This is a genomic window from Amycolatopsis sp. PSD-21, from assembly GCF_055561455.1.
The window spans coordinates 1,045,914-1,071,847 of record NZ_CM145712.1; the positions used below are offsets into that span (position 1 = coordinate 1,045,914).

Genomic DNA, 25,934 nt, shown 5'->3' on the forward strand with positions numbered 1-25,934 from the left:
AAGGCCTCCTTGCCTACCCTGAAGGTAGGTAAGGAGGCCTTCACGGACAGGCGGGAGCCAGGTGGTAGCAAAGGTCCCTTGCTCCCTTTCCGCAGGTCAGGCGAAGACGCCGACGTGCTCCCGAGCCCAGTCCGCGAACGTCAGCGGCTCCCGCCCGAGCAGCTCGCGAACGGTGTCGAACACGACCTCCTCGTTGCCGGCCGACTGCCGTTTGAGCTCGAAGAGCCCATCGACCGCCGAAGCGGGCCAGCCGTACCCGAGCATCCTGGCCCGCGAAGCGGCTTCGGGCTCTTCGACGTACGTCAGCGGCCGCCCGAGCGCCTCGCCGAGGATCTCGACCTGCCGCCGCGTCGTGAGCGCTTCGCCGCCGGTGATCGGGTACGTCCTGCCGGCGTGACCGTCGGTGGTCAGCACGGTCGCGGCGACTTCGGCGATGTCGCGGACGTGCACCAGTGCGGACGCCGGGTCGCCTTCGGGGACGCGGACGACCCCGTCGCCGCGCACGGCGTGCAGCCACGCGAACCGGTTGTCCATGAACGTGCCGGGGCGCAGGATCGTCCAGTCCGGCCCGGCTTCGCGGACGGCTCGTTCGGCCTCGGCGTGCACGAGGGAGATGGGGTCGGTCTGTCCGAAGTGGACGCCGGTCGTGGAGAGCTTGACGACGTGAGAGACGCCGGTGGCGGCCTTGAGGACGGCCCGCTCCTGGGTGAGCGGGTCCGAGCCGTGCCCGGAGGTCAAGACGAACACGCGGTCGACGCCGTCGAGCAGCGCGGGGTCGAAGGCGTCGAGGTCACCGGCGGCGACCTCGGCGCGCGGATCGATCCGGGCGCGGGCGGGGTCGCGCGTCAGGGCGCGCACGCGAGCGCCCCTGTCCAGCAACGCGGGGACGAGCTCGCGGCCGATTTTGCCGGTGGAACCGAGAACGAGGATCATCGAAGGACTCCTTAGTGGTGGTGCCGCAACGAAACGCGCGGCAGGAAGAGGGAGGCGGCGAGCCCGGAGGCCAGGGCAGGGACCATCACCCAGAACACGCCGTTCAGCGCGGACGAGTAACCGGCGGGACTGTCGTCGGTGAAGGCGTTCGTGAACACCGCGCCGAAAACGGTCAGCCCGGCCGTGGTGCCGAGGGATCGCAGGAAACCGACGGTCGCCGAAACCGCGCCGAGATCGGTCCTGGCGACGTTCTGCTGCGCCGCCATGGAGAGCACCTGCATGTTGAGCCCGGCCGCCGCGCCGAACACGACGAGGTAGGCGACGACGAGCGGCAGCGGCGTCATTTCGTCCATTGTGGACATCGCGAGCGCGGCGGCGAGGCCGAGGACCATGCTGAGGATCGGTGCCCAGCGGTAGGCGCCGGTCTTGGCGATGACCCGGCCCGCGACCATCGACGACGCGGCGACCGCGAGCGTCATCGGCAGCAGCAGGAGCCCGGCTTCCGAAGGCCCGGCGCCGCCCGCGGTCTGCAGGAAGAGCGCCAGGTAGTTGACCGAACCCAGGAAGACGAACCCGGCGGCGGCACTGGCCAGCACGCTCAGGCTGAACGTCCTGGAGCGGAACAGCCGGAGCGGGATCACCGGTTCGGCCGCCCGGCGTTCGATGAGCAGGAAGGCGACGAGCAGCGCCGCGCCGATCGTGGCCGACAGCGGCGTCGCCAGGGTCAGGCCGACGATCGCGCCGGAGAGCACGACGATGCCCGCGAGGTCGAACGGCGCGGTCGTCCGGCGTCGTTCGAGGCGCAGGCAGCGCGCGACGACACCGAACGCGGCCAGCCCGATCGGCACGTTGAGGCCGAAGATCGACCGCCAGCCCGCGAGGTCGGTCAGGACACCGCCGACGATAGGGCCCGCGAGCGAGGAGCCGGCGAAGCAGATCGAGAACCAGGCGAAGTAGCGGGCGCCTTCGCGTCCAGGGAACAGTTCGCCGATGATCGCGGCGACGGCGACGAACAGGCCGCCGGAGCCGATGCCCTGAAGTACGCGGGCGGTGATCAGTAGCGGCATCGTCGGCGCGAGCGCGCAGGCGAGGGAGCCGAGGACGAACAGCGCGATCGCGGCGAGCACGACGCGCTTGCGGCCGAAGAGGTCGCCGAGTTTTCCGTGGACGGGCGCGCTGACGCTGCCCGCGAGCAGGTAGGCGGTGGTGACCCAGGCGAACGACGCGGCGCCGCCGAGTTCACCGACCATGCGCGGCAGCGCGGTCGCGACGACCTGGGCGTCGAGCATCGCCAGGAAGACGGCGGCGAAGAGCCCGACCAGGGCAAGGGTGTTTCGGGCGCGCGGCGGCGCGCCGAGAGCGGTGCTCAAGGAAGAGATCCATTCACTGGAAGAAACGAGGGAACGCGAGGGACGCGGAGCAGTGCTCGAAAGCAGCCCCGGATCCCCGCCAAGACGGGAAAAGGCTCAACCGTCATCCGAACCGGATGCGGTCCTCTTCGCGCTTGGCGATCACCTCGGATTCGTCCCGCTCGACCGTACGAACCCGGCCGGCGTCATCAGTGAAGGAACGTTGACATGGATGACCTTAGACAATCACATGTCTTGTGACAAGTACTTAGCGCAGGGGAACGACGTCGTCGTCCGGCTCGTCGCTGTCCCGGCGGCGTTTGCCCAGCTCATCCGGGAAGACCCACTTCTTGAAACCCCAGAAGCGGAAGAACATCGCCAGCAGCATGCCGATGATCGACCCGCTGGTGAAGTCCGCCAGCTCCTGGACGAACCGCGTCACGTGCGGCACTTCGAGGTCGAAGATGTAGCGCGACGTGTAGAGCGGGATCAGGTTGACCACCACGGCGATGCCGCTGATCACGAAGAAGAGCGCCGCTTCGTGATGCCGTTCGCGGCCGCCGCGGGTCCGGAACGACCACTCGCGGTTGAGGATGTAGGACACGATCGTCGCGACGATGATCGCGATGGCCTTCGCCGTGGTCGGCTTCGACTCCAGCACGCTGAGTTTCAGCAGGTACCAGACGCCGTTGTCGACCAGGAACGTCGTGCCGCCCACGATCGCGAACTTCAACAGCTCACGGTGCTTGATCAGCACGGATCGGAGCGGCTCGGGCGTCCTGGAAAGGACGGATTCGACCATGGTCACCAGATCAGTCTAATTCGCGTCGCCCGCCGAACGGGTCGGCAGGGGATGGACAGCGCGATATATGACGCTTTGGGCGATTCGGTGGCGACCCTGACTGACCCGCTCGCTTCGCAACGTCGCTCGCCCCGCCCCTGCCCCGGCGATCATGTCGCGAAAGCCACTTTCGGGACATCAGACGTCGCGAAAGTGGCTTTCGCGACGTGCCTCGCCTTGCGAAAAGAGAGCAAGGGACCTTTGCTACCACTTGACAGGTCAGGCGGCCGAATCGTCGGGAATGCCGGAAATCTCCCGGCCGCCACCGCGCAAGAGCCGCGGCCGCGCGTCCGCCTCCGGGAAGACCCATTTCTTGAACGACCACCAGCGGAAAGCCGTGCCGAGCAGGGTGCCGACGATCACGCCGCTGACGAAGTCGGCGATCTCCTGGGTCAGCAGCCCGACATACGGCTGCTCCAGCTTGAACACGTACCGCGAAACCAGCTGCGGAAGCGCGTTGAGGCCGAGCGCGATCGCGCTGAGCAGGAAGAAGAGCGCCGCCTCATGGGCTCGCTCACGTCCGCCGCGGCTGCGAAAGGACCATTCGCGATTCGCGACGTACGAGAAAACGGTCGCCACCAGCACGCCGATGACCAGCGCGGTGACCGGTTTGTCGGTCAGCACGGTGAACTTGAGCCCGTAGGTGATCGTCATCGTGATGACGAAGCTCGCGCCACCGACCAGTACGAACCGCAGCAGTTCGCGATGCTTCCCCCGCATGCGGGCGACGCTACTGGAAAATGCGGTCGACCACTCCGTTGGGCCGCGTGGACGGCTTGGACTTGCCGGGCTGCGGCGGCGCGCTCGTGGTCGTGGTCGTCTCCGCCGGCTGGGACGGCTCCCGCTGTGCAGGCGCCGAAGGCGACACGGACGTCTGAGGCTTCTTCGTCGGAACAGGCCACCCTGGCCGCCCGGGCTTCGTCGTATCCGGAGCGCCCGAAGGCTTCGAGGTGACCGAAGGCAGCGAAGGCACCGTGGTCGACGGAAGCAGCGCGTCGTCGTCACACCAGTGGTGCCAGCAGTCGAAGTAGACCTCGACCGGCTTCGCCTTAGCAGCGCCGAGGGTGGCGTTCACCGTCACCGGGACATGCGCCGGCGGACGGCCCTTCAACGTCACCATCAAGTTCGCCTGGCGCCCCGGAGCCAGCGAGCCACGCGAAGTGCACGACGCACCTTCGCCGGTCGGAGTGCATCGGATGCCGGAGAAGCTCGACGAGTAGAGAATGCGGTGATCGAGCGTGATCGTCACCGGCTTCGTCGTCTCGCCCGTGTTCTTCACGCTGATGTTCAGCAGTGGGTTGCGGTTCCAGGGGAACCCGGACAGGCCGACGCTCCTGGCCGTGAGTGTGAGGTCGTCCCGCGGCTCCGGGGGTTTCGGTGGTGCCGGCACCTTGACCTGCACCTCGACCCGGACGTTGATCTGCGCCCCCGCCGTCACCGATCCTCGGACCACGCTGCCGTCCTTGGCCGTCTCGTCCGCGAGCAGCCGGAACGTCAGCACCGCGGACTGGCCCGGTTCGAGGCCGGTACCGGTCCGGCAGGTCACCGTTCCCGTGCCGCCGGGGCAGCTCACCGCGATCGTGGCGGGCGCCTGCTGCCGGAAGCCGTCGGCGCCCATCGCGCCGCCACCTCCGGCGGGAACGGCCCGCACACCTTGCGGAAGATTCAGGGAGACCGCCACGGGCTCGGACTTCGCTCCACCGTCGTTGCGCACGGTGATCGGCAGGTTGGCCGGTTCACCGGGCCTGAGCTGGACCCCACCGGCCGGGGTCGACGCCGACATCGACGGACGCGCCGGGTCCGTCGGCGAAGGTGCGGGAGCCGGAGCCGGAGCCGGAGCAGGCGCCGGGGCCTGGGCCGGAGGCGGCGCCTGCTGAGCGGGCGGCACGGGCTGCTGTGCCGGGGGTGGGGCGGCCGGAGGCGCCGGGGGCGGAGCGGCCGGCGGGGGTGCGGGCGCCGCGGCGGGCGGCGCGACCGCGGCGGCGGCCGGGATCTCCTGCGTGCCGCCACCGGCGGCGAGCGCCACCGCGACGGCGGCGACGATGGCCGCGCCCGATCCGGCCACACCCGCGAATTGGCGCGGTCCGGCTGCGGCGGCACCGGCGGCGCCCGAACTCGAACCCGCCGCGGCGGCCGTCGCGGCCGCGGTGACCGCGCCCGCCTTGCCCGCCCCGGTCGTCGCCAGGTAACCGAGAGCCGCGCCACCGAGCACGATCGGCGCGATGATCCCGCGCAGACCGGTGTTGACGTCGGCCAGTTCCGCGGCCAGCGCGCGGCATTTCTCGCATTCGTCCAGGTGGTTCTCCACCTGGGTCCGTTCGCGTTTGGACAACCCGTCCCGGGTCCAGGCGCCGAGCTTGTCCGCGCTCGCGCGGCAGCGTTCGGCGGAGTTCTCGGCCAGGTGGACCTGCAGATAGGCCTGCCGCAGACCTTCACGGGCGCGGTAGGCGAGCGCGGAGACACCGTTCGCGGTCAGGCCCAGCAGCGGGGCGACCTCGGCGGGCGTCTGCCCCTCGATCTCGGTGTGCCACAGCACCGCCTGCCACCGCTCGGGCAGCCTGGCGAACGCCTTCGCGGCGAGCGTGCGCTCGAGCCCGGCGACGGCGGTGTCGGAGAAGGGGACGGTCAGCGCTTCGCCGACGGCACCGCCGACGTCGGACATGTCCTCGTTCAGGTCGACGCGTTTGTCCTTGCGCGTCTTGTCATAAGCGGTGTGCCGGAGCGCTGTCAGCAGGTACGCGCGGAACGCGGCGTCGGGGCCTTTGCCGCCGCGCAGCGTGTCCAACACCTTCGCGAAGGCTTCCGAAACGAGGTCGTCGGCCTCGGAACTCGAGCGGGCGAGCTGACGGGCGAGGTTGTGCGCCGCGCCGGCGTGGCGCTCGTAAAGGGTTCCGTAAGACGCGATCTTCCCGTCACGCACCTCGGCGATCAGCTCGGCGTCACTCTTACCGGAGAGATCGGCGGGAACGGTGGACACGGGGCTCCTTCATCTGCTGGTTCGGCGGGTCTACTGTCTTAAACGCCCGAACACGCTCAGTGTGACGGACAGGGCGACGCACGTCACCTCGCGGTCCCTTCGATGACCCGGAGGGCGCAACGCCATCACCCGCCCTGGGTTACCGAAGAGTTCGGAAAGATCCTTGAAAAACGCCGTCACGCGCGGCGTCGACGGGCGTCCCCACCGTGAAGCGATCGCAAGATCGAAAAGATCGGAACGGAAAGGGGCGGTGGGCAGTGGACGTACCGGCCACCGGTGCGCCGTCCGGGGGATCCGATGGGCAAGCCGCCTGGAACCGGTTCGAACGAGATCGCACGCTCCGCGCACTGCGGGCCCGCTGGCGGACCGCCAGCCTGGCCGCGGGCTGGCGTTTCCCGAGTGACTGGGGTCTCCCCGAGGTCGACGCCGTCTGCGCTGCGGTGATCAAGAACGGCCGGGTCGCGCCCGCCGAAGTGGCGGAGACCGCCCTCGCGGGACTGGGCCGGGCACGGGCCGCCGCGGGTGCCGGGCTCGCCGAAACGCTCGCGGACCTCGCGGCGTTGCACGCCGTGCTCGCCGACCCGGACGCCGTGGACGGTTTCCTCGCGCCGGATGTCGACTCCACCCCCTCCCGGTTGCTGAGGGTGACGGCGCTCGCCTGGGCGGACGTCGCGACCGATCAGCTGGTGAACACCGAGGTCACCGAACCCCTCACCGGGCTGCCCACCGCCGCTTACCTGAGGACCCGGCTGAGTGAGCTGTACCGCCAGGCCCGCCGCGAAGAGCGGCCGGTCGCGGAGGCGCACACGCTGCTCGTGGTCTCGATGGACTTCAGCTCGGTCGCGGGCTGGCCGCGGCTGACCGGGATGATCCTGGTCGCGGACGCGCTCAAGCAGGTGTTCGACGGCGGGGAGAGCGTCGCCTCGATCGGGCCTTCGGTCGCGGGCGCCCTCGTGCCGAAGGACGTGCGGCTCGCTTCGTCCGGCGTCGCGCTGCGAAGGGCGCTCAACGAGCGGCTTTCCGTGGACGCCCAGTTGCGGGACACCGGCCGTCCGCAGATTTCGGCGGTCCGGCTCCCGGCGACCTACGAACTGGCGTGCGATCTCCTCGGCACGCTCGCGCGCTCCTGACGCGGAGTAGCGTAAGACGTTCTCCAGGTCACGGCCGACCCTGTCGACCAGGGACGACCCGGTTCATGATTTCCTGTTCGCGTGACCCGGACTGTTCCCGCCGACGCCAACGGCGACGTTTCGGCGAGCCGCCCGCAGCATCGATTGTCGCTGCGGAAGTCGCTCGCCCGCTTGTCCGTCCGGCCGAGATCGATCCTGATCCTGTCGGTGATCCCGCTGGTCGCGATCGGTTTCGGTATCTGGGGCTGGCAGCACGAGTGGGTGCTGGGCGTGGACAGCGCGGTCTACCGCGCCGGCGCCGAGACGCTGCTGAACGGCGACCCGCTGTACGACGCGAACACACTTCCGGTGGAGCCGTGGTGGGCGCTGCTGCCGTTCACCTACCCGCCGACCGCCGCGCTGCTGTTCATCCCGCTCGCGATCGTGCCGACGCAGGTCGCCTGGGGGCTCCTGACCGCGGTCTCGCTGCTCGCGCTGGCGCTGTGCGTCCGGATCGCCATCGGCGCGCTGCCGAAGCCGTCGACCGACGGCCCCCGCTGGTGGGCCTCGCCCGCCCGGTCGACGATCGCGTTCTTCCTCGTCTTCCTCGGCCTCGAGCCGGTGTGGCGCACGATCTTCCTCGGCCAGATCAACATCATCCTGATGGCGCTGGTGATGCTCGACATCCTGGTCATCGGGGCACGGGGCAGCCGCTGGGGCGGCGTGCTCGTCGGCGTCGCGGCCGCGGTCAAGCTCACCCCGATCGTGTTCCTCGGGCATCTGTTCATCACCGGCCGCCGGATGGACGCCGTCCGCGGCCTCGTCACGTTCGTCGCGATGCAGGGCCTGATGTTCCTGATCATCCCGCACGACGCGGCCCGGTACTGGACCTACACGCTGCCCGACACCGGCCGCATCGGCCCGGTGCACTGGGCGGGCAACCAGTCGCTGAACGCGCTGATGAACCGCTTCACCGAGCTCGCGCCCTGGGCGTCGAAGGCGGCGATGGGGATCGGCGCGCTGCTCGCGATCCCGGCGATCTGGCTGGTGCTGCGCTTCCACCGCAAGGGCCAGGCGCTCGCGGCGATGCTGGTGACGGCCTTCTGGATCCTGCTGATCTCGCCGATCTCCTGGACCCATCACTGGGTGTGGGTGGCGCCGCTGGTCGTCCTGCTGGTCTCGCGGCTGCCGAAGACGACGCCCGCCACCGCGTGGAAACGCTGGCTCGGCACGTTCGCGGTGTTCTTCGTCTTCATCAGCTGTGTGCTGCTGATCCTGCCGAACGGCCGCAACGTCGAGCTGCACTGGCAGGTGTGGCAGAACATCCTCGGCAGCGCGTACATCTTCATGCCGCTCGTGCTGGCGGCGGCGCTGGCCGGGCGCTGGTGGTACCTGCGCCGGAAGCGCGGCACCGCGGACACCGAAAAGCATGCTGAAGTCGCGTCCGGCGGCTGAGGCCCGGCTCGTCGGGATCACGCTGGCGGGTGCGCTCGCTCTGGCGATGCTCGCGCTCGGCGTCGTCGCGTGGCTCGGCGAATGGCACCTCGGCGCGGACAGTGCCGTCTACCGCGCCGGCGCGCTCACGCTGCTGAAGGGTGAACCGCTCTACACCCGCGAGGCGCTGACGACGCTGCCTCCGTGGGTGCTGCTGCCGTTCACCTACACCCCGGCCGCGGCGCCGCTGTTCCTGCCGCTCGCGATCGTCCCGGCCGGGCTCACCTGGGGTGTGGTCGGCGCGCTCTCCGTGGTCTGCCTGAGCGTCGTGATCTCCGTGGCCGCCCGTGCCTGCGGCGCCCCGATCACCCGGTGGTGGGTACTGCCGCTGGCCACGGCGGGAGCGCTGGCGCTGGAACCGGTGTGGAAGACGATCTTCCTCGGGCAGATCAACCTCATCCTGATGGCGCTGATCGTCCTCGACGTCCTCGTGCTTTCCGCGCGCGGTTCGCGCTGGGCAGGGGTGCTGATCGGGATCTCGGCGGCGATCAAGCTGACCCCGCTGATCTTCGTGCCGCATCTGCTGTTCACCGGCCGCTGGAAGGACGCGCTGCGGGCGCTCGGCACGTTCGTCGCGCTCGAAGCCGTGATGTTCGCGGTGATCCCCGGTGACGCCGTCCGGTTCTGGACCGAATCGGCGACCGACCCCAGCCGGGTCGGCTCCGTGCACTGGATCTTCAACCAGTCACTCAACGGACTGGTGAACCGCGCTTCGGAACTCGCGTCGTGGTCACTGGCGGTCGCCATCGCCGTCGCCGCCGTCCTGGCCGTCCCCGCCGTTTGGCTGGTCGTGCGCCTGCACCGCCGCGGCGACCCGGTCGGCGCGCTGCTGGTGACCGCGTTCTACGGGCTGTTGCTCTCGCCGGTGTCGTGGTCACACCACTGGGTGTGGACGGTGCCGCTGCTCGTCCTGCTCGTCGTCCGCCGATCGTGGGTGCCCGCCGCGGGTGTCGCGGTGCTGTTCGCGAGCGGCTTGATCATGTTCGTGCCCAACGGCGGGGAGACCGAGTTCGGCTGGGGGCTGGGCTGGTCGCTGCTCGGGAACGTCTACGTCCTCACGGCTGCGATCGCCATCACAGGCCTGGCGGTGCGGGAGCTGCGACGCGGGTCCGCCCAGGTCGTGGCGGTGGCGGCCAAGTAATCTGCACACCGTTATGGACAAACGAACCGGTCTTCCGATCGTGGGCATGGTGGGCGGCGGACAGCTGGCCAGGATGACCCACCAGGCGGCGATCTCCCTCGGCCAGTCCCTGCGCGTGCTGGCCGCCGGGGAGAACGAATCCGCCGGCCTCGTCGCGGGCGAGGTCGTGCACGGGCACCACACCGACCTCGAAGCGCTGCGCTCGTTCGCCGCCGGGGTCGATGTGCTGACGTTCGACCACGAACACGTGCCCGGCGAGCATCTGCTGACGCTCGCGATGGAAGGCGTCACCATCCGGCCCGACCCGGCCGCGTTGTCGATGGCGCAGAACAAGCTCGTCATGCGCGAGATGATGGCCGGGCTCGAGATCCCCGGCCCAGCCTTCGCCGAAGTGTCCTCTGTGGACGACGTGATCACCTTCGGCGACAAGCACTCCTGGCCGGTGGTGCTCAAGGCGGCGCAAGGCGGCTACGACGGCCGCGGTGTCTGGATGCTCGACACCGCGCAGCACGCCCGCGAGACCGTCCCCGAACTGCTCGACGCCGGAACCCCCTTGCTGGTCGAGGAAAAGGTCGTCATGCGGCGCGAACTGTCCGCGCTCGTGGCGCGGTCGCCGTTCGGGCAGGGCGCGGCGTGGCCGGTGGTGGAGACCGTGCAGTCCGGCGGGATCAACACCGAGGTGCTCGCCCCGGCACCGGGGCTGAGCCGCGAGCGCACGCAGGAGGCGCAGGACCTGGCGCTGCGGATCGCCGCGACGCTGAACGTGACCGGCTTGCTCGCCGTCGAGCTGTTCGAGACCGACGAAGGCCTGCTGGTCAACGAACTCGCCATGCGCCCGCACAACTCGGGCCACTGGACCCAGGACGGCTCGAAGACTTCGCAGTTCGAGCAGCACCTGCGTGCCGTGCTCGACTATCCGCTCGGCGTGACCGACCTGATCGCTCCCGCCTGTGTGATGGCGAACGTCCTCGGCGCGCCCGAGGCCCCGGCGATGGGCCCGGACGAACGGCTGCACCACCTGTTCGCGCGGTACCCAGACGTCCGTGTCCACCTGTACGGCAAGGGCGAGCGTCCAGGCCGCAAACTCGGCCACGTCAACCTCGTCGGCGACCGCATGGAAGAGCTGCGCGACCGCGCGCTGCTCGCCGCGCACTGGCTTTCCCACGCCGTCTGGCTCGACGGCTACGAGATCCACTAGGGAGTTACTGAGTATGTCGCCGCAGGTTGGCCTGATCATGGGCAGCGATTCGGACTGGCCGACGATGGAAGCGGCCGGGCAGGCGCTGGCCGAGTTCGGCGTCGAGTACGAGGTCGGGGTCTACTCGGCGCACCGCACTCCGCAGCGGATGCTCGACTACGCGACTTCGGCCGCTTCGCGCGGTGTGCGCGTGATCATCGCGGGCGCCGGCGGTGCCGCGCACCTGCCGGGCATGGTCGCGTCGGCGACGGTGCTGCCGGTGATCGGTGTGCCGGTGCCGCTGAAGTACCTCGACGGCATGGACTCGCTGCTCTCGATCGTGCAGATGCCCGCGGGCGTCCCGGTCGCGACGGTTTCGGTCGGCGGAGCGCGCAACGCGGGCCTGCTCGCGGTGCGCATCCTCGCCGCGTCCGATGAGGAGCTTCAGGCGAAGATGGCGCGGTTCCAGGCGGATCTTGAGCAGCTGGTGCTCGACAAGGACGCCGCTTTGCGCAAACGCGTCGAAGGCTGAATCTGCATTTCGTCCTCTCCTGGGCTTTTCGCACACACTTGCGCTCGAAGATCGTCACGGTAAAGTGCGATCCGGGCACTATCGGTCTAAGGGCCGTAGTGGGGGAGGGAGCGTAATGCCATACGTCGTGATGCGCGCGTGAATGCGCCACGAGATCTTCGAGCGATGCGCGCGCAAGCCGGTGAGCTGGATGCCCGTCTGGCCGCCGCCAGGCACACCAGTCAGTCCATCGATCGGTCTGTGACGGTCACCGTTACCGGTCGAGGGGCGCTGGTCGACCTGCGAATCGCCGATTTCGCACTCGACGGAGCACATATACGAAATCTCGGGAGCAGCATCGTGCAGGCGGTCCGAGCGGCTCGTGGTGTGGCGCACGAGGCGTCTGTGCCTGAGCTCAGTGCGCTGTTCGGTTTGCAGCCACCGCCAACGCGGGAGCCGGCTCGATCCTGGTCGCCGCCTGAGCCGGAGCCAGTGCGGCCCGAGCCCACGTCGAGTCCGCGGCGGCGAGCAGCCGATGACCCCATTCACGAGGAGAGCTACGAGGAGCTGGACTTCCTCTCCGACGACGACTCGGATGGTCGCTGGTGAACCCTTACGATCGGCTCTACAACCTCGCCAAGGAGATCGACGCACGCGTCACTGCCGTTGAACGGGCCGCGGAAAGCGGTCGTGCGATGCCGTTGAGCAGGGAAATCGGAGCCGGGCTGGGCACCGTTACCGTAGACGGCTCTGGAGCGCTGATTTCAGTCGATCTCGATCGGGATACGGCAGTGATGCAAACCGGTGCCAGCCTTGCCGGCCACGTCCTTCGGGCGATCAACGATGCGGAAAACGCGGCATCCGCCCGACGTGAAGAGATGATCGCGAAAGCTTCCAAGGGGGTGGAGAGTTGACTTTCCCCGACCCGCTCGGGTCCAGCGATTCAGGTTACGAGGTCTACCCGGAATCGCTGCGCAAGACAACAGAGGACGTCTATCACGCGGCTGGTCTGCTCCGCGATTTCGCCGACCGCGATTTGGGTGGGCTGGTTCTGGGCCCACAAGACGTCGGCATGCTCGGTGACCGGGTGAATGTCGTGCAGGCGTTCGGCGACATGATAGTCGACTTGCAGGACAAGAGCAGGAGGAACTTCGATCGCTTGATATCACTGGGTGGCTCGCTGGATAAGGCTGCGGACTACTACGAAGCCCAGGACGAAGAGTACTACAAGCGACTCCGCGATATTGAAAAGGAGGCGAATTGACCATGAGTGGCCAGGTCAGTGCTCCGCCGGAATATCCGCACGCCGCCGATGCCAAGATTCGCGAATTCGCCAACCTTCCCTTCGTCGGGCGCCCGGATATCCTGCAGCTCTTGGATGATGTTCGAGATCGACTTCTTGGTAACCCTGTGCGAATTCAGGAGATGGCTCTCCAGTTCGCGAACAACAAGACGATTCACGACGCTCGAAGTGATTTCGAAAGTGCTACCCAATCATTGGCGGGTACTTGGACAGGGCGCGCCGCGGACCAGTTCTCGGCCTACGCGTCCAGGGTGACGAGCGCACTTGAAAAGGAGCAGGAGGCCGTCGGCACGTTGTCCGGCCTTCTGGTGGGAGTCGCCCAGGTTGTCATTGATACTTACGCGAGGGCGATCGAATTCCTCGGTGTCTGCGCCGGACGGCTCGCGACGATCGACATCAAGATGCTGCTGGCGGCCGCCGCCTCGGTTGTTCCGGGGCTTAACGCGATCGTGTGGAGCGACGTGATCGACACCATCGTCGAGGCGTTCGGCACGTTGGTCGAGAACTTCCTTGCTTTGCTAGGGGCGGCGGTCGAGCAGACGGGCAAATTCTACGGGGCTGCCGTCGGGTTCCAGCAGATCGCGACCAATTTCTTCGAAATACCGGATATGTCACCGAGTTCGGGAGTGGATGACCAGAAGCAGTGGAAGATTGAGCCTGATGCTGTTCCCGAGTGACGGTGAAAAGCGAAAACCTGCTCGCATCGCAGGCATTCTCGCGGGAGTACTGCTCGTTGCGGGTTGTGGGATCGGGAAGCCGAAGCCGATCCTGAGCGGCCAGCCGGCGGCGGCGCAAGCCGGGCCTGCGATCCCGATCACCCCCGTTGAAAAGCCCCTGCGCAGTGCCGACTTTTCCCGGTTCCCGTGTGGGATATTGCAGCCCGAGCAGGTTGCCGCGTTCATCGTCGACCCGCCGGAGAAGGTGACCAGGGGTGGTGGCAAGGACGGTATGCTCGGATGTACGTGGAGCGCTCCGAACAGTCCGAGCCTGGGGATCTATCACGCCATAGTGAAGCCGAACAACCTGGCAGAACTGGTTGAGGTCAAGGACGGGAATCCGCAACAGTATCCAGGCTGGCGCGAGTTGTCCATCGATGGAATACCCGTGGTCGAGTACACGCCGCGGTATATTTCTGGGGCTTGTGATCTGTACTTGGGTATCAGCGACACGGAAATGATGCTTGTCGAGTATGTCGTGAACGGCCCGAGTGGTTCTCAGTACTGGGGAAACGATTCGTGCGCCGGGGCGCGCAAGGCCGCGGAGTTCGTGATCGGCAACCTCCGCGGCCGCTGAGCGTCAGTCGGCGAGTTGCTTCCGCAGCTCCCGTTTCAGTACCTTCCCGGCCGCCGAGACCGGGATCTGGTCGACGAAATGGATCGCCCGCAGCCGTTTGTACGGCAGGACGCGGGCGCCGACGGCCTCCAGGAGTTGCTCGGCGGTGACGTTCTCGTCGCTGCGCACCACGAACGCGACCGGCAGCTCACCGACCTCGGTGTCCGGTTTGCCGACGACGGCCGCCGCGGAGACGCCGGGCAGGGTGATCAGCAGCTCTTCGAGCTCGCGCGGGAAAACGTTGTATCCCTTGTACAGCAGCATGTCCTTCTTGCGGTCCACAATGGACAAGTAGCCGTCCTCGTCGAGGATGCCGATGTCGCCGGTGTGCAGCCAGCCGTCGACGAGCGCGGCCGCGTTCTCCTCGGGGCGGTTGCGATAGCCGGTCATCACCTGCGGGCCGCGCAGGCAGACCTCCCCGCTTTCCCCGGCGGGCAACGGATCTTCGCCGCCTTCGGCCGGGACGATCTTGATCTCGGTGTCGGGCAGCGGAAGCCCGACCGAGCCCACCTTCCGGGTGGCGGAGCGATACGACGGCGCGATGACGGCGCCCATGGTGACCTCGGTGAGGCCGTATCCCTCGGTGATGATCACGCCGGGGAAGCGTTTCTGCAGGGCGCGGATCATCTCGTGGTTCATCGGCGCCGCGCCGGAACCGATGGTCAGTACCGAAGACAGGTCGGCTGTGTGAAACTCGGGGCAGGCGAGCAAGGCGGCGAACAACGCCGGCGCCCCGCCGATCGTGGTGACCCGCAGCAGTTCGGCGTCGGCCACGTACGCGGCCGGGTCGAAGCGGTCGTGCAGGACGACGGTGCCGCCGTCGAGCAACGGGACGTTGAGCGCGGCGATGGTGCCCATGGCGTGGAACCACGGGGTCAGGTTGAGGGCGACGCCGGTGCCGATCCGGGACGGCCATTCCTCCGGGCCGCCGAGCTGCTCGACGATCACCTCGCCTGACGCGTCGACAGCGGGGACCGCGCCCAGCCGCCAGCAGGAGCTCTGGAGGCTGTTGACCACGACGTTCCGGTGCGGCAGGCACACGCCCTTCGAGCGTCCGGTGGTGCCGCCGGTGTACGCCAGATGGGCGAGATCGCGGTAGATGTCGATCTCGACGTCCGGCCGCTCGTCCGAGTGAGCGGAGTAGAACTCGGTGAACTCGACCTCTCCCGGCGCCAAGGCCTCGGGCGGGTGAACGACGATGCTCAGCCGGACCGACGTCCGGTCACGGACCGAAGCGAGCACGCGGGCGACGGGGCCGACGGTGACGGCGGCGACCGCCCCGGCGGCGGCGAGCTGGAAGGCGAGGTCGTCGGGCGGGAGCAGCGGATTCGCCGGGCTGAAGGTGGCCCCGGCGAGCAGCGTCCCGTAATACGCGACCGGGTACGCCAGGCAGTTCGGCAAGTGGAGTGCGACGACGTCGCCGCTGCCGATGCCCTCGGCACGCAGGGCGTTCGCGAAGCGGCAGGCCGCGCTGTACGTCTGGGCGAAGGTGAGGCTCTGGTCTCCGTGGGCGAAGGCCGTGCGGGCGCCCCAGCGAGCAGCGGCGCCTGCCAGCACCGAGCCGACCGGGACCTCGGGATAATCGAGCGACCGGGGGAACGGGGTGAGCTCCATCACTCGAACGTACGGACTTTGCGGTCAAAGACACAAGCGCTCGCGATGTCGCACAATGTGAACGAGCGCTAACATCGGTCAAACTCCCAAACGCGGTTAGAAGAGGTGACGAAGGTGTCTGACGGCCCGGGTCTGTACCAGCTTGCCGAAGAGCACGAGGAGCTGCGGGCCGCGGTGCGTGCCCTCGCGGAGAAGGAGATCGAGCCCTACGCGGCCGAGGTCGACGAGGACGAGCGTTACCCGATCGAGGCGTACAACGCGCTGGTCAAGTCGGGTTTCAACGCCGTCCACATCGACGAGGCCTACGACGGCCAGGGCGCGGACGCCATCGCCGCCTGCATCGTGATCGAGGAGGTCGCGCGGGTCGACGCGTCGGCGTCGTTGATCCCGGCGGTGAACAAGCTGGGCACGGTGCCGATCATTCTTTCGGCGTCGGAAGACCTCAAGAAGCTGGTGCTGCCGTCGATCGCCTCGGGCGAAGCCTCGGCGTCGTATGCGCTCTCGGAGCGCGAAGCCGGCTCGGACACCGCCTCGATGCGCACCCGCGCGAAGCTCGACGGCGACCACTGGGTGCTCAACGGCACCAAGTGCTGGATCACCAACGCGGGTGAATCGTCCTGGTACACCGTGATGGCGGTGACCGACCCCAACGCCGAGAAGAAGGCCAACGGCATCTCCGCGTTCGTCGTGCACAAGGACGACCCCGGCTTCACCGTCGGCTCGAAGGAGCGGAAGCTCGGCATCAAGGGCTCGCCGACCCGCGAGATCCACTTCGAGAACTGCACCATCCCGGCCGACCGCATCATCGGCGAGCCCGGCACCGGACTGAAGACCGCGCTGCGCACCCTCGACCACACCCGCCCGACCATCGGCGCGCAGGCGCTGGGCATCGCGCAGGGCGCGCTCGACGCGTCGATCGCGTACGTCAAGGAGCGCAAGCAGTTCGGCAAGTCGATCTCGGAGTTCCAGGGCGTCCAGTTCATGCTGGCCGACATGGGCATCAAGATCGAGGCCGCCCGGAACCTCGTCTACGCCTCCGCCGCGGCGACCGAGCGTGGCGACAAGCGCGGCGGCTACATGGCCGCGGCCGCGAAGGCGTACGCGTCGGACATCGCGATGTCGGTGACGACGGACGCCGTGCAGCTCTTCGGTGGCGCGGGCTACACGCGCGACTTCCCGGTGGAGCGCATGATGCGCGACGCGAAGATCACCCAGATCTACGAAGGCACCAACCAGATCCAGCGCATGGTCATGGCGCGCGCCCTGCTCAAGGGCTGATTTGATCTTGATCCGGTAGTTCGGGCGGCGCTGGCTGCTCATGATCAGGCCGCCTCCAGGCCGTCATGGGCACCAGGCCGCCCGAACACCGCATCGATGGCCTGCCGAGCCCGCTCGTGGCTCGACGGGACAAGGTGCGTGTACGTCCGCAGGGTGAACCCGGCATCGGAGTGGCCGAGGTACTCGGCGAGTTCCTTGATCGACACGGCGCGAGACAGCAGCGTCGAGGCGAAGAAGTGCCGAAGCGCGTGCATGCCGTCCGCCCGGCCACGGTAGGCGATCTCAGCCGCCCTGAACGCGCCCTGCCAGACCACCTTGGTGAACAGGTCTCCTGTGTAGAGCCGCCCCTCATCTCCTGTCATCAGGAGCCGGACCGTCACAGGTTCGCCGTCTGGCTTCCGCCAGGGAAGCGTGACCGCGACGGATGGGAACCGGTCCTCGTGGTCGTCGATCTCGGCGAGCATGGCGGGGGAGAGCGGCACAGTTCGCGTTTTGCCACCCTTCGGCGGGGCGAACATCATCACGCCCTTGACGGTCTTGATCTGCCGCTGAACATGCACGACCATCGCGTCCCGGTCGATGTCGTCCGGGGAGTACCCGAGGATTTCCCCTTGCCGCAGGCCCAGCCCGGAGCCCAGCGGGACGGCGATTCGGAACCGCTCGGCGAGCCCTTTCCGCACCTTGTGTACCCGCTCTTCCGGCCACACGACCACCGGCGGGCTTTCCCCGACAGGTCGGCGAACCGTCTTGGCATGACAGGGGTTCTCTCGAATCAGCCTGTCATCCACCGCCGAGTCCAGCACGCCGGCCACGATGGTGAACAGGACAACCTGATAGTTCGACGACAGGCCCCGTTCGTCCATGTCGCCCACCCAGTCACGGATGGTGGACGGCTTGATCTGGCTGAACTTCAGGTGCCCGAAGGTCGGGTAGATCTGGCTTTCCAGGCGGCTACGCAGAATCTCGCGGGTGGCCGGGTCAGGTGAGGTGGCCTTGAGCCAGTTCTCGCCCTGCTTACGGAAGACCTTCGATGACGCCCGCGGATCGATGTACTTGTCTTCGCGCTTGTCGGCCTCCACGCCGATTAGGAAGTTCTCTGCGCGCTTCTTTTGCTTGTCCGGAAACGACTTCGAGCGCTCTTCGTTGTCGGGATCGAGGTAGCGGACCTTGTACCGCATGCCGATGCCGTACAGCTCGGTCTTTTCGAGCACGGGCTTGCCCCGCCCGTTGAGGATGACCTTTCCGGTCTCCTCGTCACGGGCGGGGCGATACCAGCGATCTTGAATGTGTCCCATCAGGCCGCCGCCTCGTCTGTGCTCCAGGCGCGGACCTTGGTCGGGTCGTATCGGAGGTGACGGCCGATCTTCCGTACCGGCGGTCCCTCACCGAGCCATTTCCACTGGTAGAGAGTCTTGACCGGTACCCCGAGGTAGGCCGAGACGTCTTCGACCGACCACAGCCGGTCCACATTGCTCACGTTGTCCATCTCGTCCTCCTCAAGCTGCTAGTGGAGTTGCCGAAAGATCCTGTGCGGCTAATAGCGCTCTGTCGTATTCGGCTTTCCAGGTGATGCGTTCGGAGATGGCGTGCATCACCAGGTGGTCCCGAGGTGGCACGGACGGGTCGCCGGAGTCGACCTTTCGCCAGACCAGCCGAGCCGGATCGGGTGCTGGTTTCTCGATCCCGACCGCCGCCAGCGCTTCCAAGACGAAGGCTTTCCGGTCGGCTTTGTGGTCGACGAGCGTCTTCCCGGACCACTTGCGCGACACCAGCACCCGACGGCCGGGAAGCCCGAGCGTGGTCCGCCGATGAGCCCTTCCTTTGCAGTGGCCTGGTGTGGTCTTTCCGTTGGCACCCTTGGGGTTGATGCCGTAGAGCAGCCATACCGCGCAGCGAGGCGAGCAGGGCGTCACGGACAGTTCCGCGTGCAATCGGTCGTGGTGATCCTTCTGCCGCGCGGTGTCGGCTTCGACGACTTCTCCAGTGGACTTGGTGAGGTACTTGGTCAGGTAGCCGATGTGCCGCCCGGCTTCTTCCGTCCCGCCGAGGATGCCCTTGGAGTGGACCTGGCGGCCGAAGGTGACCACGTGCGCCGGGTCTTCTACGGCCTCGACTGCGTCGTCCCACTCGGTCAGCGGCTCTCGCGTGTCCGGGTCGACGAACACCCGGCGGTCGCCGTCCCACAGCGGCATCCGGTCGACGTAGACCACTTCGTCGTGCGCAGGCCACCAGACCTGGTGATAGGTCGCTTCGGTGACTTGGCGGATGACGTCGTGCGGGACCGATCCCCGTATCGCCGCGTGCAGGTGCGGAGCTGCCCGCCGTTGGGGTTCGACGGTGGCGAAGTACTGCGCGTCCCAGCCCACGACCCGCCGGAGGTTCTGCCACCACCGGTCAACGAGCGCGGAGAAGTGCACTGCGTCCCGAGCCGCCCGCCGGTAGTCATAGGTCGCCGGGTTGACCGGTGCGCCGTCGGAGTGGACGGGGCCGTAGGTGTCGCAGGTGAGCGTGACGAACATCGACGGCCGGAACCGTCCCGCGTATTCCCGGCCGACGGTGGTCTTGGCGACCTTGCGTCGAGGCAGGTTCGGCGCGTCCTGCCGCCGCTTCGTCGACCGCTTCACCGCCTTCTTCGTGGGCAGGTCGATCGAGGGGAGACGGCCCCGCATCCCGAGTTGCCGAAGTTCCTCGTCGACTCCCTGGATCTCCTCCCGCAGTTCCTCCGCCTCGGCCTGGTCGCTCACTTCGCGGTAGGCGGCGACGAGGTCAGCCCGGAACGCCAGCAGCTCTGTTTGGGTCTCGGTCGGTGGTTCCGGGGTGAAGTCCGGTTCGGTGTCGATGTGCCAGCCCTCGCGGCACTGGACCTGCCGCAGCGCCTTCGCCTTCCGGGCACACGGCAGGCACACCGATTCGACCGTCGAGCCGCAGGGGACGGGGACGTAGCGAAGCTCTCCGGTGTCGGTGTCGCCGACCTCCATCGTGAACGGCCGGACACAGACCCCATGCTTCTCAGCGGTCGCCTTGACCACGTCCGACGCCAGGGGCTCACGCATCCGGGCGGCCCGAGTTTTGGCCGGCATGGTCACCGCGGATTCCTGGGTGCTCATCAGGCGGCCACCTCCCCAGGGCGGTTCCACTGCCGCAGCACGAACACCGTCATCTCCTGCCGCATCCTCACAGGCAGGTCCGGGAACGTGGCGTCGTCGAACCAGACGCCACCGTAGACGACCACTGGGATGCCGCAGGGAGTTCGGCCGCTGAGTTCCAGGTGCACCGACCCGCCGCCCGCAGGACGCCACAGGGATGCCGTCACGTCGTCGAGGGAGGCAGCCCAGGTGAGCAGGCCACGGGCAACGTCCTCCAGGCGGTCGGAGTCGAGTTGCACCGTGATCGGATCAGGACCCACCCCAACCCGCACGGACGCGGCCGGAGGCAGCGCGAACGAGTCGAGGTGGTCGCGGATCGCGTCGAGGAAGACCATCAGCCGGTTCACGCTGCCCTCCCCTCGGAGAGTCCAACTACGTGAGCGCCACAGTTGGTCACGTAGGTCTCCAGGGCCTTGATCTCCTCGTCGGCGACCCAGCCAGCCCGGACGCGCAGGGGTTCGCGGACACCTTCGCCCCAGACGTAGCCGACCCCGGCTTCGGAATCGCCGATCCGGTTCGCCCATGCGCCGCGTTCGTAAGCGCCGTCACCGAGGACCATCCCGACGTGGGTCTTGGAGGTCACCCGCAGACAGACACGGCGGGGGAACAGCTCGCGAACCGGGACGGTGTCCTTGGTGGGTTCCTGGACGTAGCCGCGCACCGTGATCCCCAAGGCCCGGCCCTGCGTGGTGAGGAGTGCGACCTTTTCTACGATCGCGTCTCGGGTCTTGCGGTCGGTGTACTTGGTCAGCGCGCCGATCTCGTCGAACTCCAGAACCTCTAGCGGATGCTCGACGCTGATCGGGATCATGCGCACGCGTCCGGCGAACTCGTGTTTGCGGGCTTCCATCTCCTCAAGGAGGCCGTCGAGGAGTTCGAGCGCCTGCTTGCCGGTCACCGCGTACCGGGCGAAGATCCCGCGTCCGTAGGCGAGTTCCATCCCCTTGGGGTCGATGCCGGACACCCGGACCACGCCGGACCGGATCGCGGGTGCGGCCGACACCAGCGGGCACCACATGACCGAGTTCTTGCCCGATCCGGTCGCGCCAGCGGTCAGGCAGTGCGCGCCCGAGCCGACCAGCGGAACCCGCCAGTCCGAGCCGTACTCCGTGGTCCCGGACCACACATGCCGCAGATCCACGCCGAGCCCGTCGGGGGACACCAGGTCAGGAACCGACAGGGAGGTCACCGCGGATTTGAGTAGGTCACGGCGCTGGAAGTCGATGGAGACCACGTTGGGCTCCAGTTCCCGTACCTGACACCGCTTGACCTTGCGCGCCACCGCCAGCGCCCGCGCGGCCTCATCGAAGTCTTCGGGCTTCTGCCCCGGAACGAGCTGCACCCGAACCTCATCCCACGACGACCCCGACCGAACCTTGAGCACCTTCGGCACCTGCACGGCCCGTGATGCCGACGCGGCCTTACGGGACAGCAAACGTCGACGGCCGACCAGATTCACCGTCACTTCCACGGGCAGCGTCTCGTCCCGGATGCTCAGCCCGCAGGCGTGCAGCCAGGCCGGGAGCTTGCGCGCGTAGACCGCCCAGCGCATCCACCAGGACCGGAGGAACCGGCCGCAGTGGTGGTCATAGGACACCACGTCGAGCAGCCGCCACGACGCCAGCACGGCGACGACCGAGCCCGTCACGATCGCCAGGGACAGCCACCCGAGGTACTGCGACCACGCCATGATCGCCACCACTGTGAGACTGGTCCGCCAGCGCGTGACGACTTGCTTTGCCAGCCACAGCAACGATTTGAGCAGCCACCACAGGGAGATGAAGACCAGCGCGGCCGCCGCCAGGACTTCCAGGATCGTGGCGAGCGCGCGACCGATCTTGTGCAGCAGCCACACTGCCACGCCGAGCACTCCGCCGCCGATGAGAAGGACACTGATCCCGTTCGTGTTCATCGACGACCACCGCCGGTCAGGTCCAGCGGCAGCATTCCCTGACAGGGAGAGCATTCCGTCTCGCCGGGCAGCAGCTTCGCGAACCGCTTACAGACCGTGCAGCGCGTTCGGGTGACCCCGTCTAGCGCCCGCTTGTTGCCATCGTTTAGCGTTGTCATTGTTCACTTCCAGAGGTTGTGGACAGCGCAGGAGCGGCAAGGTTGGTAGCCGGATTCCGCTTCTGCGCCTTACAGGACAAGAAAAGCGATTGAGGACGTGTTTGTACGTCGCACGTCCTCACGTGCGTTTTTCGCTCTGTCATTCAGTTTTCAGCTGGCTTGCGACTTCTCCTTCTGGATCTGCGCGGCCACCTCCCTGGCCTTCCGCTCCTCGTAGCCCACCCAGTACTTGAGTTCGTGGTGGTGCCAGCGGTCCACATCGGACGCCGCCTGATACGCGCGGGCGTTGGCCTGATGGAACTTCAGCCACGTCTCCAGATTCGCCTCCCGCTTCGGCCTGCGAGCCGAGACGAGCGCGTGCGCCTCCTGGAGGGTCTGCGGCTCATTCCGGCCGAGCGTCGTCATTGCGCACCGCCTTGTGCTTGTCGAGGAACACGGCCAGTTCGTCCGCGCTGTCGCGGATTTGGCGAAGGAGCCGGATGAATTCCGGCCACGCGGCCGGGTCGGACGGCGGCAGGATCGCCAGGCTGTCCGGATCCAGATAGATCACCAGAGCCGGGTTCGCCGAACCATTGCCCTGCATTCCCGCGACCGCCTGCGGCCCCGGCTTCCACATCGCGTTGAACGCCACGGCCTTGCCCTTCCTCGCTGTAAGCGCGCATCTCCCACGACCGCGCGTTCTCTTCGAAACCTTCCGCCGCAGCCGTCACGGCCGCGAGAACCCACCACGGCAACTGGACATGAGCGGCCAGGTCTCGCCAGGACGACGCCACCGCGACCGAGGCGACGGCCAGGTCATGAGCCGCCAAAGCATCAGCGCCGGATGCCGTCCTGGCCGTCAGTGCACTGTAGTGGCGATAGGCCATCTCCCACGCCTGGACCAGGTGCGGGGGAACCACGGCCACACGGCGGCTCCCCGACGGCTATCCCGCCCGGCATCACGCAGCCTTGGGCGTCGACTCAGCAGCGCCCGAGGTCCGCGACGACTTCGACGCCCCACCCGAAGCGGCAGCCTTGAAGCCGGTCGCGCGGAACATGTAGGACTGGTACTTGAACTCGCCCTGACCAGCCACCTTCGGCTCAGCCGTCAGGCCCTCCAGCTCGATCGGCCGCATACCCGGCAGCACCTCCGACGTGGTCGGCACCGGCTGCACGTCGGCCAGCAACGTGATCTCGAACGACGCGCGCTTCGCCTTGACCTCGTCCGGGTCGGTCACCGTGACCTTCCACTGGCGCTTGCCCGTCACCTCGTCGACCCGCTGACGAGCCGGACGACCCGCCGACCTGTCCTCTCGCGACTGGTACTCGTTGTCCGGCGACACCTCACCGACCATGACCAAGCCCTGGCCGAACGCCTCGTCGAACTCGATGGGGAACCGGAAACCCTTGTAGATAGCCATTGTTGCTCCTAGGTGTGTGATCAGTCGTTCTTGCGCGTGACGGTTTCGTCGGCAGCGTCGGACCAGTGATCGGTGAAGGAAGAGGAATGCGAGCGCGTTCGGTGCTGGGTTTCGCACCACTCGCTGAACTCGCTGGCAGCGGCCGCGAGACTCTGCGCGAACCGTGCGGTGTCCATCAGGCCGCCGATACGGGCGGGCACCTGGACGATGAAGGAGGTTTCTTCGCTTCCGGCGACGAGCTGACGAACGCCAGGAGATGGTGAGACCACCGCCGCGCCGTAGCCGACGAGGGGCTGAATCACCACGTGAATGCCCATGTGTGCTCTCCCGGTGTCTCGGTCTCGGCGAGCCCGGTCGGGCGCGCTGGACACAGGAGACACCCAGTGAGGAGCCTCACCCCGGACAAACTGTCCGGGTAGGGACTAGCGGGGGAGAGGAACGGCCTCGTTCACCGCGGAAAGCACCGCTGACCAGGGCAGCTCACGGCCCGGAGCGCTCCGCGGTTCATGCAGCGGCCACACGTCGTCCCCGTACACGAGACGCACGCCAGCACGCCGCAGCGCGTCGATGTGGGTTTCCCAGGACGGGTGACGAGCGTGCGCGGCGTTCACGCGCGGGAAGACGACGACCGGCAGGTTGTGTGTGCCGATGGCCTCGTTGACCTGCGTGAGGGCTTGATTGTCGGCGATGCCCATCGCGAGCTTGGCGACCATGTTCGCCGAGGCGGGCGCGACCAGGTAGCAGTCCGGGGCCGGATGCGGGCTTGTTTCGGCCGGCGAGCGCGGCTCGACCCGGACCGCGAACCCGGTGGCCTCCTCGATCTCAGCGCGGCCGCCGTTCTCGTCCAGCCAGCGCCCCGCCGTCGGGGTCAAGGTCACCGCGACCGTCCAGCCGTCCTCCTGGAGAGGCCGGATCACGCGCGGAAGAAGTTCCTCAACACCACCAGCACCCGAGCCCACCAGGCCCAGAACACGCGACGCCACCCGACCTACCTCACCGCGCCGCAGCGCTCAGCCAACGCCAACAAGGGCGAGGACTTCTTACCAGCCGTCGCCGGGGCACGGCGATACATCGACCGCACGACCTCCCGGACCGCCGTACTGTGCCGGACGATCCCCGGCGCTTTCTGCTCAGCCGTCAACAGCGCCGACAACGCCTCGTCATCCTTCGCGACCAGGCTCAACGCCCGCGCGAAGTCGATCAGGTGCGTGACCTGCCGTTCCACGGGCAGGTGGTCGACGCTGATCCTCGGGGCCGACTCGATCACCTGTGAAATGTCGCCCAGATCCAGGGCCGCCGATAGGCGGTGCAGTTCAACGTTGGCCGGGCCGAATCCGGTCTGCCAGTGGTTCGCGTCCGTGCCGAGCTGATCAGCCGCGCGGCCTGCGTGAGACAGCAGCTCGTTGGCCGTCGACCGGTCCTGTTGCCGGGCAGCGGCGACGGCCGTCCGGAGGTAGAGCATCCCGTAGAGGCTCAGCGCGGCCGGATCACCATCGCGCATCCTCGGGACCAGCCACTTCGCGGCCACGTCGCCCAGCTCAAGCGCATCGTCGAACCGGCCGACAGCCAGCAGCGCGTGAGTACCGGAACGGGCAGCGGAGGCCAGCACCAGCGGGTCGTCTGCCTCGTCGGCGGCCTGCATGGCGCGCTCTGCCGCGATCCACGCGAGGTCAGCTTCACCGATCTTGCTCAGCGTCGTCGCGGCCAGATGGTGGACGCGGGCCGACACCGCCGCGCAGGCCCGCCGGTAGGCCGCGTCATCGGCCGAAGCGGACTCCATGCCCTGGCTGGTCTTGATCAAGCCCGGCAGGGCGGCGACGACACGGCCGAGGTCGCCCTTCTGATAGCTGGACCAGGCACCTTCCACCAGTTGCGCCACGGGGGCCGGGTCGATGTACTCCGGCGACATGGCCGAGGAGAACAGGGTGCGGGATAGCCGTCGGGGAGCCATGAGCGCGTCTCGGATGGCCGGGACGTCGTCGTTCTTGTCCTCGTCTTCCATGAGGACGGGTTCGCCGAGGAGGTCTCCCAGCGTCACCCGCAGGCCCCGCGCTACGTCGGCCAGTACGTCGAGGCGCCGGATCTCGCGTTCGCCGCGCTCGATCTTGCTCAGCCAGTCCTCAGTCCGGCCCACCAGATCCGCAAGAACCGCCTGCGACAGACCACGCCGCCGCCGGTAGAAGGCAATACGCTCCCCAATGCTGAGCTGATCACCCGCACCACGCATGTACTCAGGCTACAGTGACCACGCGTACCTAG

28 protein-coding genes are annotated in these 25,934 nt (G+C 67.8%); 11 read left to right on the forward strand and 17 right to left on the reverse strand.

The annotated features are described in order from the left end of the window. Positions 1 to 96: 96 nt before the first annotated feature. From ACZ1DY_RS05430 to ACZ1DY_RS05450, 5 genes are all read right to left on the reverse strand, one after another. Entirely contained in the window at positions 97 to 933 is an 837-nt protein-coding gene (locus ACZ1DY_RS05430; protein WP_465483760.1) for an SDR family oxidoreductase, read from the reverse strand. 11 nt (positions 934 to 944) lie between these two features. Further along, the gene (locus ACZ1DY_RS05435; RefSeq protein ID WP_465483761.1) at positions 945 to 2,303 is read right to left on the reverse strand and encodes an MDR family MFS transporter; all 1,359 of its coding nucleotides are present in this window, start codon (positions 2,301 to 2,303) and stop codon (positions 945 to 947) included. A gap of 247 nt (positions 2,304 to 2,550) precedes the next feature. Then, entirely contained in the window at positions 2,551 to 3,090 is a 540-nt protein-coding gene (locus tag ACZ1DY_RS05440; RefSeq protein ID WP_465483762.1) for a GtrA family protein, read from the reverse strand. Between the two features lie 252 nt (positions 3,091 to 3,342). Further along, positions 3,343 to 3,843 carry a GtrA family protein gene (locus ACZ1DY_RS05445; RefSeq protein WP_126735177.1) on the reverse strand — a complete coding sequence of 167 codons (501 nt, stop codon included), beginning with the start codon at positions 3,841 to 3,843 and terminating at the stop codon, positions 3,343 to 3,345. Positions 3,844 to 3,853: 10 nt separating this feature from the next. Then, positions 3,854 to 6,100, reverse strand: a complete 2,247-nt coding sequence (locus ACZ1DY_RS05450) for a sigma-70 family RNA polymerase sigma factor (RefSeq protein ID WP_465483763.1) — start codon at positions 6,098 to 6,100, stop codon at positions 3,854 to 3,856. 257 nt (positions 6,101 to 6,357) lie between these two features. Between ACZ1DY_RS05450 and ACZ1DY_RS05455 the strand changes: the two genes are divergently transcribed. The 10 genes from ACZ1DY_RS05455 (at position 6,358) to ACZ1DY_RS05500 (ending at position 14,128) form a co-directional block, all read left to right on the forward strand. Next, positions 6,358 to 7,230, forward strand: coding sequence for a PleD family two-component system response regulator (locus ACZ1DY_RS05455; protein ID WP_126735175.1), 873 nt, complete (start codon positions 6,358 to 6,360; stop codon positions 7,228 to 7,230). Between the two features lie 81 nt (positions 7,231 to 7,311). After that, entirely contained in the window at positions 7,312 to 8,664 is a 1,353-nt protein-coding gene (locus tag ACZ1DY_RS05460; RefSeq protein WP_126735174.1) for a glycosyltransferase 87 family protein, read from the forward strand. After that, positions 8,639 to 9,844 (forward strand): glycosyltransferase 87 family protein, encoded by a 1,206-nt coding sequence (locus tag ACZ1DY_RS05465; RefSeq protein ID WP_465483764.1) that lies wholly within the window; start codon positions 8,639 to 8,641, stop codon positions 9,842 to 9,844. The genes ACZ1DY_RS05460 and ACZ1DY_RS05465 overlap by 26 nt, the downstream gene beginning before the upstream one ends. A gap of 13 nt (positions 9,845 to 9,857) precedes the next feature. After that, entirely contained in the window at positions 9,858 to 11,042 is a 1,185-nt protein-coding gene (locus ACZ1DY_RS05470) for a 5-(carboxyamino)imidazole ribonucleotide synthase (protein ID WP_457958046.1), read from the forward strand. Positions 11,043 to 11,055: 13 nt separating this feature from the next. Then, positions 11,056 to 11,553: a 5-(carboxyamino)imidazole ribonucleotide mutase gene (gene purE / locus ACZ1DY_RS05475; RefSeq protein WP_126735171.1), complete on the forward strand. Its 498-nt coding sequence runs from the start codon at positions 11,056 to 11,058 to the stop codon at positions 11,551 to 11,553. Positions 11,554 to 11,718: 165 nt separating this feature from the next. Continuing rightward, complete coding sequence (locus ACZ1DY_RS05480; RefSeq protein ID WP_465483765.1) at positions 11,719 to 12,141, forward strand: YbaB/EbfC family nucleoid-associated protein; 423 nt, start codon at positions 11,719 to 11,721, stop codon at positions 12,139 to 12,141. Then, positions 12,138 to 12,446 carry a YbaB/EbfC family nucleoid-associated protein gene (locus ACZ1DY_RS05485; protein ID WP_465483766.1) on the forward strand — a complete coding sequence of 103 codons (309 nt, stop codon included), beginning with the start codon at positions 12,138 to 12,140 and terminating at the stop codon, positions 12,444 to 12,446. The genes ACZ1DY_RS05480 and ACZ1DY_RS05485 overlap by 4 nt, the downstream gene beginning before the upstream one ends. Then, positions 12,443 to 12,796 (forward strand): hypothetical protein, encoded by a 354-nt coding sequence (locus ACZ1DY_RS05490; protein WP_126735168.1) that lies wholly within the window; start codon positions 12,443 to 12,445, stop codon positions 12,794 to 12,796. The genes ACZ1DY_RS05485 and ACZ1DY_RS05490 overlap by 4 nt, the downstream gene beginning before the upstream one ends. Before the next feature lie 2 nt (positions 12,797 to 12,798). Next, positions 12,799 to 13,512, forward strand: coding sequence for a WXG100 family type VII secretion target (locus tag ACZ1DY_RS05495; RefSeq protein ID WP_465483767.1), 714 nt, complete (start codon positions 12,799 to 12,801; stop codon positions 13,510 to 13,512). Beyond that, positions 13,496 to 14,128 (forward strand): DUF3558 domain-containing protein, encoded by a 633-nt coding sequence (locus tag ACZ1DY_RS05500; protein ID WP_465485828.1) that lies wholly within the window; start codon positions 13,496 to 13,498, stop codon positions 14,126 to 14,128. The genes ACZ1DY_RS05495 and ACZ1DY_RS05500 overlap by 17 nt, the downstream gene beginning before the upstream one ends. A gap of 3 nt (positions 14,129 to 14,131) precedes the next feature. Here the strand turns inward: ACZ1DY_RS05500 and ACZ1DY_RS05505 are convergent, their stop codons facing one another. Next, positions 14,132 to 15,781: a class I adenylate-forming enzyme family protein gene (locus ACZ1DY_RS05505; protein ID WP_465483768.1), complete on the reverse strand. Its 1,650-nt coding sequence runs from the start codon at positions 15,779 to 15,781 to the stop codon at positions 14,132 to 14,134. 105 nt (positions 15,782 to 15,886) lie between these two features. Here ACZ1DY_RS05505 and ACZ1DY_RS05510 point away from each other — a divergent pair, with 105 nt between their 5' ends. After that, positions 15,887 to 17,059, forward strand: a complete 1,173-nt coding sequence (locus ACZ1DY_RS05510; RefSeq protein ID WP_185927251.1) for an acyl-CoA dehydrogenase family protein — start codon at positions 15,887 to 15,889, stop codon at positions 17,057 to 17,059. A 44-nt stretch (positions 17,060 to 17,103) separates the two neighbouring features. On the opposite strand, the gene ACZ1DY_RS05515 is transcribed toward ACZ1DY_RS05510, so the two are convergent. The 11 genes from ACZ1DY_RS05515 to ACZ1DY_RS05565 all read right to left on the reverse strand — a co-directional run bounded on the left by ACZ1DY_RS05515 (position 17,104) and on the right by ACZ1DY_RS05565 (position 25,902). Next, complete coding sequence (locus ACZ1DY_RS05515; RefSeq protein ID WP_465483769.1) at positions 17,104 to 18,270, reverse strand: tyrosine-type recombinase/integrase; 1,167 nt, start codon at positions 18,268 to 18,270, stop codon at positions 17,104 to 17,106. 83 nt (positions 18,271 to 18,353) lie between these two features. Then, on the reverse strand, positions 18,354 to 18,545 hold the full coding sequence (locus ACZ1DY_RS05520; protein ID WP_125789909.1) for a helix-turn-helix transcriptional regulator: 192 nt from the start codon (positions 18,543 to 18,545) through the stop codon (positions 18,354 to 18,356). A gap of 10 nt (positions 18,546 to 18,555) precedes the next feature. Beyond that, complete coding sequence (locus tag ACZ1DY_RS05525) at positions 18,556 to 20,166, reverse strand: replication initiator (protein ID WP_465483770.1); 1,611 nt, start codon at positions 20,164 to 20,166, stop codon at positions 18,556 to 18,558. Further along, entirely contained in the window at positions 20,166 to 20,552 is a 387-nt protein-coding gene (locus tag ACZ1DY_RS05530; protein WP_465483771.1) for a hypothetical protein, read from the reverse strand. Before ACZ1DY_RS05530 ends, ACZ1DY_RS05525 begins: the two co-directional genes overlap by 1 nt. After that, positions 20,549 to 22,117, reverse strand: coding sequence for an FtsK/SpoIIIE domain-containing protein (locus tag ACZ1DY_RS05535; protein ID WP_465483772.1), 1,569 nt, complete (start codon positions 22,115 to 22,117; stop codon positions 20,549 to 20,551). Before ACZ1DY_RS05535 ends, ACZ1DY_RS05530 begins: the two co-directional genes overlap by 4 nt. 308 nt (positions 22,118 to 22,425) lie before the next feature. Further along, on the reverse strand, positions 22,426 to 22,680 hold the full coding sequence (locus ACZ1DY_RS05540; RefSeq protein WP_465483773.1) for an AMED_5909 family protein: 255 nt from the start codon (positions 22,678 to 22,680) through the stop codon (positions 22,426 to 22,428). Next, positions 22,658 to 22,906: a hypothetical protein gene (locus ACZ1DY_RS05545; RefSeq protein ID WP_276366786.1), complete on the reverse strand. Its 249-nt coding sequence runs from the start codon at positions 22,904 to 22,906 to the stop codon at positions 22,658 to 22,660. Before ACZ1DY_RS05545 ends, ACZ1DY_RS05540 begins: the two co-directional genes overlap by 23 nt. Before the next feature lie 307 nt (positions 22,907 to 23,213). Next, positions 23,214 to 23,675, reverse strand: coding sequence for a hypothetical protein (locus tag ACZ1DY_RS05550; RefSeq protein ID WP_465483774.1), 462 nt, complete (start codon positions 23,673 to 23,675; stop codon positions 23,214 to 23,216). Between the two features lie 20 nt (positions 23,676 to 23,695). After that, the gene (locus ACZ1DY_RS05555) at positions 23,696 to 23,992 is read right to left on the reverse strand and encodes a hypothetical protein (protein WP_093935085.1); all 297 of its coding nucleotides are present in this window, start codon (positions 23,990 to 23,992) and stop codon (positions 23,696 to 23,698) included. Between the two features lie 105 nt (positions 23,993 to 24,097). Continuing rightward, complete coding sequence (locus tag ACZ1DY_RS05560) at positions 24,098 to 24,658, reverse strand: flavoprotein (protein WP_465483775.1); 561 nt, start codon at positions 24,656 to 24,658, stop codon at positions 24,098 to 24,100. 5 nt (positions 24,659 to 24,663) lie between these two features. Continuing rightward, positions 24,664 to 25,902, reverse strand: a complete 1,239-nt coding sequence (locus ACZ1DY_RS05565; protein ID WP_465483776.1) for a helix-turn-helix domain-containing protein — start codon at positions 25,900 to 25,902, stop codon at positions 24,664 to 24,666. Between the last annotated feature and the right edge of the window lie 32 nt (positions 25,903 to 25,934).

What these genes read in the sequence shown, in the direction of transcription:
- ACZ1DY_RS05520 (WP_125789909.1), bottom strand. Translation starts at nt 18,545, where the DNA reads ATGGACAACGTGAGCAATGTGGACCGGCTGTGGTCGGTCGAAGACGTC.
- ACZ1DY_RS05430 (WP_465483760.1), bottom strand. Translation starts at nt 933, where the DNA reads ATGATCCTCGTTCTCGGTTCCACCGGCAAAATCGGCCGCGAGCTCGTC.
- ACZ1DY_RS05550 (WP_465483774.1), bottom strand. Translation starts at nt 23,675, where the DNA reads ATGGCTATCTACAAGGGTTTCCGGTTCCCCATCGAGTTCGACGAGGCG.
- ACZ1DY_RS05480 (WP_465483765.1), top strand. Translation starts at nt 11,719, where the DNA reads ATGCGCGCGCAAGCCGGTGAGCTGGATGCCCGTCTGGCCGCCGCCAGG.
- ACZ1DY_RS05445 (WP_126735177.1), bottom strand. Translation starts at nt 3,843, where the DNA reads ATGCGGGGGAAGCATCGCGAACTGCTGCGGTTCGTACTGGTCGGTGGC.
- ACZ1DY_RS05565 (WP_465483776.1), bottom strand. Translation starts at nt 25,902, where the DNA reads ATGCGTGGTGCGGGTGATCAGCTCAGCATTGGGGAGCGTATTGCCTTC.
- ACZ1DY_RS05465 (WP_465483764.1), top strand. Translation starts at nt 8,639, where the DNA reads ATGCTGAAGTCGCGTCCGGCGGCTGAGGCCCGGCTCGTCGGGATCACG.
- ACZ1DY_RS05535 (WP_465483772.1), bottom strand. Translation starts at nt 22,117, where the DNA reads ATGAACACGAACGGGATCAGTGTCCTTCTCATCGGCGGCGGAGTGCTC.
- ACZ1DY_RS05555 (WP_093935085.1), bottom strand. Translation starts at nt 23,992, where the DNA reads ATGGGCATTCACGTGGTGATTCAGCCCCTCGTCGGCTACGGCGCGGCG.
- ACZ1DY_RS05500 (WP_465485828.1), top strand. Translation starts at nt 13,496, where the DNA reads ATGCTGTTCCCGAGTGACGGTGAAAAGCGAAAACCTGCTCGCATCGCA.
- ACZ1DY_RS05470 (WP_457958046.1), top strand. Translation starts at nt 9,858, where the DNA reads ATGGACAAACGAACCGGTCTTCCGATCGTGGGCATGGTGGGCGGCGGA.
- ACZ1DY_RS05525 (WP_465483770.1), bottom strand. Translation starts at nt 20,166, where the DNA reads ATGAGCACCCAGGAATCCGCGGTGACCATGCCGGCCAAAACTCGGGCC.
- ACZ1DY_RS05505 (WP_465483768.1), bottom strand. Translation starts at nt 15,781, where the DNA reads ATGGAGCTCACCCCGTTCCCCCGGTCGCTCGATTATCCCGAGGTCCCG.
- purE (WP_126735171.1), top strand. Translation starts at nt 11,056, where the DNA reads ATGTCGCCGCAGGTTGGCCTGATCATGGGCAGCGATTCGGACTGGCCG.
- ACZ1DY_RS05495 (WP_465483767.1), top strand. Translation starts at nt 12,799, where the DNA reads ATGAGTGGCCAGGTCAGTGCTCCGCCGGAATATCCGCACGCCGCCGAT.
- ACZ1DY_RS05540 (WP_465483773.1), bottom strand. Translation starts at nt 22,680, where the DNA reads ATGACGACGCTCGGCCGGAATGAGCCGCAGACCCTCCAGGAGGCGCAC.